This is a genomic window from Actinophytocola sp., assembly GCF_045807065.1.
In the GTDB taxonomy this organism is placed as follows: Bacteria; Actinomycetota; Actinomycetes; order Mycobacteriales; family Pseudonocardiaceae; genus Actinophytocola.
Genome location: NZ_JBJMIE010000333.1, coordinates 1 through 9,160, shown reverse-complemented (window position 1 = coordinate 9,160; position 9,160 = coordinate 1). Strand labels below are relative to the sequence as shown.

The following is a 9,160-nucleotide window of genomic DNA, read 5'->3' as shown; positions in this document are numbered from 1 at the left end:
GATGTCGAGGTCCACGCCGTGCAGGACCTCCTCGTCCGCGCGGTAGGCGTGCCGGACCCCGGTGACGCTGACCGAGGCGTCGGCTGGTCGTGCCGGCCGGTCCGGCTCGGCGGGTGGCGGCAGGTCAGCGACGCCGACGAGCCGGGCGAGGCTGGCCATGGCGGCCTGCGCGTCGTCCACGAGGGACAGCGCGACGTTGATCGGGTTGAACAGCCCGTGGAAGTAGAGCGCGGCGGCGGTGGCCGTGCCGACGGAGACGTCACCGCCGCGCACGAGCAGGAACCCGACGGTGAGCACGGCCCCGAGCCCGACGAACTCGGCGAGGTTCAGCCGCCCGTAGAAGCGCGTCCAGAGCCGCGCGGCCCGCAACGCGATGTCGACGGTGGCCCGGGACCTGCGCCCGACGCGCCCGAGGTGGTCGTCGGCGAGCCGGAACGCGCGCACGGTCGAGCCGGCGCCGATCGTGTCCAGCAGCTGGTGGGAGAGCACGCCGACGGTGACGCGCTGCTCGGCGTAGAGCGGGCCGGCGTTACCGGCGTACCAGCGGACGGTGTGCGCCTGGATGGGCACGGCGAGCAACGCGGCGAGCAGGAACCGCCAGTCCAGCACGGCGATCCCGCCGAGCGTGAGCGCGATGGTGAGCGAGGCCCGGGCCAGCGCCGGGAGCGCGTCCCGCACGGCCTCGGCGATCACGGTGACGTCGTCGGTGACGCGGGAGGTGAGGTCGCCGGAGCCGGCCCGCTCGACCTGTTCGAGCGGCAGGCGCAGCGCCCGGTCGATGAACCGCTCACGCAGCTCGGCGAGCACGGGCTCACCGACCCGGGCCACGAGGTTGGTCCCGAGCCCGGTGAACGCCCCCTGCGCGACGGCGGCCAGCCCGAGCAGGACCACGGGCAGCGTGATGTCCCCGACGGGTGAGTGCGAGACGACGATGTCGACGATCCGGCCCAGCAACGGCGCGGTGGCGAGCCCGACGGCGGTGGCCGCGAGGAGCACGCCGAAGGCGGCGGTCGCGAGGCCCCGGTGCCGGCGCAGCAGCTGCCGGACGACGGCCCAGGTGCGCGCGGGGGTGGCGGTGGGCAGCAGGTTCGCACTCACGCGAGCCTCCCCGCGCACGACAGTCCCATTCGCTCGGTCTCGTCGACGAAAGTTGTCCACAGCCCCCGCCGACCTGCGGTTTCGTCGGTGCGGACCGGTAGAATGGGACCGGGGCCGGCCCCCGGGACGGGTGGGGGCTGTCTCAACCACTGACGCCGAAGCAGACGGCTCACGCCAGCACCGCCGATCGGTAGGTGGGATGTGCCGCGGCCAGGTCCTGGTGGGTGCCCTCGACGGTCACCGTGCCGTTCCCGTTCCCGGTGCCGTTCCCGGTGCCGTTCTCGATGATCACCACTCGGTCGGCCACCGCCAGCAGGGCTGGGCTCGTGGTCACCAGGATCGTCGTGCGGCCCGCGCGGAGTTCCCTGATGCCGGCGGCGATGCGCGCCTCGGTCACCGCGTCCACGGCTGTGGTCGGGTCGTGCAGGACCAGGACCGGTGCGTGCACGGCCAGCGCCCGGGCCAGGGCCACCCGCTGCCGCTGCCCGCCCGACAGCGACCTGGCCCGCTCGGTCAGCTCCGTGTCCGCGCCGTCCGGCAGCGCGTGCGCGACCTCGTCCGCGCCGGCCGCGACCAGCACGCGTTCGTCCACCGCGGCGTGCGCCCCGTCCAGCGTGGACACGTTGCTGATCAGGCTGCCCTCGAACAGGTCCGCGTCGTGGGCGGCCACCAGCAGGTTCGACCGGACGTGGTCGATCTCCAGTGCCGGCAGCGGGATCCCGTCCAGCTCGACGGATCCCGCCGCCGGGTCGGCCTCGCGGCCCAGGCACGTCAGGAGCGCACGGGCCACCGCGGGGTCCGGCGTCACCACGCCCAGCAGCTCCCCCGCCCGCACGTGCAGGTCCAGCCCCCGCAGCTCGGCGAACGACACCTCCCGCAGCCGCACCTCGCCCCGCACCGGCGCCGGCAGCACCCCCGAGCCCGGTGCCACGGCCGGCGGTGTCGACAGCATCGCCGCCAGCCGGGACGCCGACCCCCGTGCCTGCGCGATCTCCGAGTTCACCCACACGAAGTTGGCCAGCGGACCGATCAGGAACTGCGCCAGGCCGACCGCCGCGACCAGCCCGCCGATGCTGACGTCCCCGGACGCGGCCAGCCGGCCGCCGACCAGTGCCACCAGGGCCAGGAAAACCCCGTTCAGCGCCAGCATCGCCCCGTCGTGCCAGGCCTTCGCACCCGCCGCGCGGACGGTCGCTGTCAGCGCGTCCTGGCTCGTGGTCCGGTAGCGGGTGATCGCGACGGGCTCCGCACCCAGTCCTTTGAGGACACGCAGGCCGCCCACCAGGTCCGCCGCCACACCGGACGCCTTCGCCGCGCGCTCCCTCTCGGCCTCGCTGCGGCGTTCCAGCGGCCGGCCGAGCAGGTTCGCGAACCACAGCAGCGGCGGCGTGCCCAGCAGCACGAACAGGCCGAGCGGGATGGAGATCCACAGCAGCGCCACGGCCGCCACCACCACGGCCGTGACCGCCGCGACGCCGTACGGCAGCGCCCTGTTGAGCGCGCCGACACGCATGGCGTCGCCGGTCGCGAGGCTGGTCAGCTCGCCCGGCAGCCGGCCCTTCTCCGCGCCGCCGCGGGGATCGAGCACGCGGGCGGCCAGCGCGAGCCGCAGCTCGTGGGCGGCCTGCTCCACCGCGCGCTCCGCCTGCCGCGCCCCGAACCGGAAGCTGTAGGACAGGACCGCGAACACCGCGGCCAGCACCGCGAGCCACAGCAGCAGCCGGCCGTACCCGTCGGCGGCGACCGCGTCGTCGATGATCACCCCGATCAGCACCGGCACGACGGCCTCGCCGGCCTGGTGCGCGGCCGTGAGCAGCGACGACAGCACGACGTGCGTCCGCTGGCCGCGGACGGCGGAGCCGAGTACCGCCCGGCTGTCCACGGCGTTCATCCGGTCACCACGCCCGCCCACGCCCGCTCGCCTGCGCCGTTCCCGGGACCGGCTGGGCGGGGTCGGTGCCGATCAGCACCTGCTGGTTGTGCTCGTTGACGTGCACGACGGTCGGCTCGTGCGCGGCGATCTCCCGCGGCTCGAGCTGCGCGTAGGTCATGATGATCACTAGATCACCCGGGTGCACGAGATGTGCGGCGGCCCCGTTGACCCCGATCACGCCGGAGCCGGCCTCGCCGGTGATCGCGTAGGTCTCCAGCCGGGCGCCGTTGGTGATGTCCACGACGTGGACCTGCTCGCCCTCGACGATGTCCGCCGCCTTCATCAGGTCCGCGTCGATGGTCAGCGAACCGACGTAGTGCAGGTCGGCCTGGGTGACGGTGGCCCGGTGGATCTTGGCGTTCAGCAGGGTGCGGCGCATCTAGCATCCCTCGGTTTCGGTCAGGCGGGCGGCGAGCCCGGCCACGGTCGGGTTGCGGAAGAACTCGGCGACGGGCAGGTCGGCCCCGGTCTCCTCCCGGATGCGCAGCCGCAGCCGGACGAGCAGCATCGAGTGGCCGCCGAGCGCGAACAGGTCGTCGTCGATGCCCACCGCCGGCACGCCGAGCACCTCGGCAAACAGTCCACAGAGGACCTCCTGCCGGGTTGTCTCGGGTGGCCGGCCGAGTGGGGCGGCCGCCGGCGCCGGCAACGCGGCGCGGTCGAGCTTCCCGTTGGGGGTCACGGGGAACGCGGGCATGGGCACGACCGCCGCCGGCACCATGTACGCCGGCAGTGATCGGCCGGCGAAGTCCCGCAGCGCACGCGGGTCGGCGCCGGCCGGCACGGTGTACGCCACGAGCCGCCGGTCTCCCGGCCGGTCCTCGCGGACCACGACAACCGCGTCGGTCACGTCGTCGTGCCGGGCGAGCACGGCCTCGACTTCGGCCGGCTCGACGCGGAACCCGCGGATCTTGACCTGGTCGTCGGTGCGGCCCAGGTACTCGAGCTGCCCGGACCGCCACCGCACGAGGTCGCCGGTGCGGTACATGCGGGCTCCAGCCGGCCCGAACGGGTTCGCGACGAACCGTTCGGCCGTGCGGGCGGTCTGCCCGAGGTAACCACGCGCCAGGCCGGCACCGGCGAGGTACAGCTCTCCCGGCACGCCCTCCGGCACGGGTTCGAGACCGGTGTCGAGGACGTACGCGCCGGTCCCGTGCACGGGCCGGCCGACGACGGGCCGCTCGGCGTCGGCCACCCTGCCGACGAGCGCGTCCACAGTGGACTCGGTGGGTCCGTACAGGTTGTAGGCCGCGGTCCCGGGCAGTTCCCGGAGCCGCTCCCACAGCTGCTGCGGCACCGCCTCGCCGCCGACGCCGACGACCCGCAGCGGGCATTCCCCGTTCTCGATCACGCCGGCGGCGGCGACCTGCGCGAGGTGCGAGGGCGTCAGCTCGACGAAGTCGATGTCCCGCTCCCGGATCACCGCGGCGAGCCGTGCGGGGTCCCGGCGGGTGTCGTCGTCGACGACGTGCACGCAGTGCCCGTCCAGCAACCAGAGCTGCGGCTGCCAGGACGCGTCGAAGGAGAACGACCACGCGTGCGCGACCCGCATCCCCCGGCCCACGGGCCGGTACAACGTCTCCCGGTGGCTGTGGAAGAGGTTGGCGAGGCCGGCATGCGGCACGACCACGCCCTTGGGGCGGCCGGTCGAACCCGACGTGTAGATGACGTAGGCCGGGTTCCGCGGCCCCGGCGGCGTGACCGGCGCCTCGGGCAGGTGGTCGACGTCGTCGAGGTGGAGCCGGCGCGAGCCGTCGGGGAGCGCGACGTCGCGGTCGGTCAGCACGAGGACGGGTGCGGCGTCGGCGAGGACGCCGGCGATCCGGTCGAGGGGCTGGTCCGGGTCGATCGGCAGGTACGCGGCGCCGGCGCGCAGGACGCCCAGGATCGCCTCGAACACCCGCGCCGAGCGCGGCAACGCGATCGCCACGATCCTCTCGGGACCGGCCCCGGCCGCGGCGAGCACCCGCGCCAGCCGCCCGGTCCGGGCGTCGAGTTCGGCGAAGGTGAGGTCGAGGTGGTCGTCGCTCAACGCGGGCGCGTCGGGCGTGGCGGCGGCCTGTGCGGCGAACAGCTCGGGCACGGTGCCGGCCGCGCCCCGCACCGGCTCCCCTGTTCCCCACTCCTCCAGGAGCTGGTGGCGTTCCGCCTGGCTGAGCACGTCGAGCCGGCCGATCGGGGCGTCCGGGTTCGCGACGGCGGCGGTGATGAGCCGCACCAGGCGGGACGCCAGCGTGTGCACGCTCGACTCGTCGAACAGGTCCACGCTGTACTCGATCACGCCCTCGATGCCCGCCGGGGTGCCGTCCGGCGTCCGGCGCTCCACCAGGTCGAACGACAGGTCGAACTTCGCCTGCCGCAACCCAGCGTCCGTGTACTCGGCGTCCAGGCCCAGCAACCGCTCCCGTTCCGTCGACGCCTGGTAGAACGCCAGCATCACCTGGAACAGCGGGTGCCGCGCCAGCGAGCGCGCCGGGTTCAGCAGCTCCACCAGCCGCTCGAACGGCAGGTCCTGGTTCGCGTACGCCGCCAGGTCGGTCTCCCGGACCCGCCGCACCAGCTCGCGGAACGTCGGGTCGCCGCCGGTGTCCGTGCGCAGCACCAGGTTGTTCACGAAGAACCCGGCGAGGTCGTCCAGCGCGTGGTCGGTGCGGCCGGCGACCGGACTGCCCAGCGGGATGTCCGTGCCGGCGCCGAGCCTGGTCAGCAGCGCCGCCAGGCCGGCCTGCAGCACCATGAAGAGGCTGGCGTCGTTGTCCTGCGCCAGTTCCCGCAGCCGGCGGTGCACGCCGGCCGAAACCGCCACGGGCACGGTGCCGCCCCGGTTCGTCGACCGTGGCGGGCGCGGGCGGTCGGTCGGCAGGGCGAGCTCGTCGGGCAGGCCGGCGAGCGTCTCGCGCCAGTACGCCGTCTGCCGGCCGAGCACGCTGCTCGCGCCGCCGGTCGCATCGCCAGTCACATCGTGGCGCTCGCCGAGCAGGTCCCGTTGCCACAGCGTGTAGTCCGCGTACTGGATCGGCAACCTCGTCCATTGTGGAGGTTCGCCGGCCAGGCGGGCCCGGTAGGCGGCGTCGAGGTCCCGGCGCAGCGGCGGCAGCGACCAGCCGTCGCCCGCGATGTGGTGCACCAGCAGGACGAACACGTGCACTTGCGGTCCGCTGCTCAGCAGCGCCGCCCGCACCGGGATCTCCGTGTCGATGGCGAAGCAGTGGCCGGCGATCTCCGCCAGCCGGCCCGCCACCCGCGACTCGTCGACGGTCTCCACCTGGAGCACCGGTTCCGCCTCGACGACGACCTGCCGCGGGCGGCCGCCGCTCTCGACGATGAGCGTGCGCAGCACCTCGTGCCGGTCGGCCACGTCCGCGAGGGCCGCCCGCAGTGCCGGCACGTCGACCGGGCCGGACAGGCGCCACGCCCACGGGATGTTGTACGTCGAGCTGGGGCCGGACAGCCGGTCGAGGAACCAGAGTCGAAGCTGCGCGAAGGAAAGCGGCACCTCGGCCGGGCGGTCCCGCGGGCGCGGCGCCGGCCGGGCGTCGCGGTCCGGGTCGAGCAGCTCCGCGAGCCGCGCCGGGGTCGGGGCGTCGAACACCGCGCGGATCGGCACCTCGACGCCGAGCACGCCGCGAATCCTGCTGACCAGGCGCGTGGCGAGCAGCGAGTGCCCGCCGAGTGCGAAGAACCCGCTGTCGGGGCCGACCCTGGGCAGGCCGAGCACCTCGGCGAACAGGTCGCACAGGGCCTGCTCGGCCGGCGTGCGGGGGGCGCGGTCGTCGACCGTCAGCTCGGGCTCGGGCAACGCGGCGCGGTCGAGCTTCCCGTTGGGGTTGTGTGGAAGCGCGTCCAGGACCACGATGTGCGCCGGCACGAGGTGGTCCGGCAGCCGCCGCGCCAGGAACTCCCGCAGCTGAGCCGGGCTCGCGGTGCCGGCGGTGTAGCCGATGAGCCGGCCGTCGCGGGCGGTCACCGCGGCGGCGGTGACGTCCGGGTGGGCCGTGAGTGCGGCCTCGACCTCGCCGGGCTCGACACGCATGCCGCGGATCTTGACCTGTTGGTCGGCGCGGCCGAGGAACTCCAGCACGCCGTCGGCACGGCGCCGGGCGAGATCGCCCGTGCGGTACATGCGGGTGCCCGCCGGCCCGAACGGGTCCGCGACGAAACGTTCCGCGGTGCGGGCCGCCTGGCCGAGGTAGCCGCGGGCCAACCCGTCACCGGCCAGGTACAGCTCGCCCCGCACGCCGGGCGGCACCGGCCGCAACGCGGCGTCGAGTACGTACGCCCTGGTGTTGGCGACCGGGCGGCCGATCGGCACCGGCCCTTCGCCGGCCTGCCAACGGTGTTCGAGGCTGTCGCCGGCGACCTCCGAGCAGCCGTACAGGTTCACGAGCCGCGCACCCGGCCACCGCGCCGCGACCAGCTCGGCCACTGTGGCCGGCAGGGCCTCACCGCTGGTGATCCAGGTGGTCACCGAGCCGAGACCGGGTGTGTCGGTGACCAGAGTGGACAGCAGGCTCGGCACGACCGTGAGCGTGGTGGCCTGGTGGCGGTCCACGAGCCGCGCGAGGGCGAGCGGGTCGGCGGCCGTCGCGTCGTCGGCGAGCAGCACGGTGTCCCCGGCGACGAGTCCGCCGAGCAGTTCGGTCGAGCCGTCGATGAACGTGAGGGCGCTCTTGGCGACGCGGATGCCGCCACCGAGACCGCGTCCCCAGTGCAGGCGGTTGGCGAGTGCCCGCCGCGTGCCGGCGACGGCCTTGGGGCGGCCGGTCGAACCGGACGTGAAGATCACGTACGCGGTGTTGTCCGGGTGGGTGGCCGGCAGCTCGACGTCGTCCGTCGCGTGTGGACCGACGACACGGTCGGGCAGCCAGCCGTCGCCGTCGCCGATGACCAGCTGCGGGTCGGCGTCGGCGAGCATCAGCGCGATGCGCTCGGCCGGGTGGTTGAGGTCCAGCGGCAGGTAGGCGGCGCCGGACCGCAACACCGCGACCAGCGCGACGACCAGCTCGACGGAACGCGGCAGTGCCAGTGCCACCACCGTCTCCGGCCCGGCGCCGCGTGCCACGAGTGCCCGCGCGAGCCCGTCGGCGGCCGCGTCCAGCTCGGCGTAGGTGAGCCGGCGGTCACCGAAGACCAACGCCGTCCGGTCGGGCGCGTTGCCCGCGAGCAGGTCGCCGAGGGCCGGCACCGCGGTCTCGACCCACTCGGCGGCGAGCCGCTCGTGCTCGTCCTCGGTGAGCGGGTCGATCGCGTGGAGCGGCAGGTCCGGGTCGGCGACGACGGTGCGCAGCAGGCGTTCCAGCCGTGCCACCAACGATTCCACGGTGGACCGGTCGAAGATGTCCGAGTTGTACTCGACCGCGCCGCCGATCCCGTCCCGCTCACCGACGAAGAAGGTGAGGTCGGCGCGGGCGGTGCCGGTGCGCACCGGCTCCTCGGTGACGGTGAGGCCGGGCAGCCGCAGGTCGGCGACCGCGTTGTTCTGCCAGGCGATCACCGTCTGGCAGAGCGGGTGGTACGCGAGCGAGCGGACCGGGTTGACGGCCTCGACGAGACGCTCGAAGGGCACGTCCTGGTGGGCGTAGGCGTCGAGGCCGCGTTCCCTGGCCCGGGCGACCAGCTCCCGGAAGCTCGGGTCGCCGCCCGTGTCCACCCGCAGCACCAACGTGTTGACGAAGAACCCGACCAGGTCGTCGAGCGCCTTGTCGGTCCGCCCCGCGACGGACGTGCCGACGGGGATGTCGGTGCCGGCGCCGAGCCGGCTGAGCAGGGCCGTGAGCCCGGCGTGGACGACCATGAACACGCTGGCGCCGCAGGCCCGTGCCAGCTCGGTGAGGCCGTCGCGGAGGCCGGTGTCCCACTGGAAGGGCAGCATCTCGCCGCGGTAGGACGCCCGCGCGGGGTGCGGGCGGTCGGCGGGCAGCTCGATCCGGTCGGGCAGCCCGTCGAGCGCGGTCCGCCAGTAGTCCAGCTGTTCGGTGATGTCCAGCTCTTGCTGCCACAGCGTGTAGTCCGCGTACTGCACCGGCAGCGGCGTCCACTGTGGACTCTCACCGCGCAGGCGCGCGGTGTAGGCGGTGTCGAGGTCGCGTTTCAGCGGCGGCAGCGACCAGCCGTCGCCGGCGATGTGGT

Annotated in this window: 4 protein-coding genes; all 4 read right to left on the bottom strand. The window is 74.4% G+C overall.

The window, feature by feature from the left end; translation table 11 throughout:
- Positions 1-1,098, bottom strand: a 1,098-nt coding sequence (locus ACJ73U_RS19330) for an ABC transporter transmembrane domain-containing protein (protein WP_407779051.1), incomplete at its 3' end; no start/stop codon positions are given.
- Positions 1,099-1,267: 169 nt separating this feature from the next.
- Positions 1,268-2,989 carry an ABC transporter ATP-binding protein gene (locus ACJ73U_RS19325; RefSeq protein ID WP_407779050.1) on the bottom strand — a complete coding sequence of 574 codons (1,722 nt, stop codon included), beginning with the start codon at positions 2,987-2,989 and terminating at the stop codon, positions 1,268-1,270.
- 4 nt (positions 2,990-2,993) lie between these two features.
- Positions 2,994-3,410: an aspartate 1-decarboxylase gene (gene panD / locus ACJ73U_RS19320; RefSeq protein WP_407779049.1), complete on the bottom strand. Its 417-nt coding sequence runs from the start codon at positions 3,408-3,410 to the stop codon at positions 2,994-2,996.
- A partial coding sequence (locus ACJ73U_RS19315) for an amino acid adenylation domain-containing protein (protein WP_407779048.1) occupies positions 3,411-9,160 on the bottom strand: 5,750 nt, incomplete at its 5' end.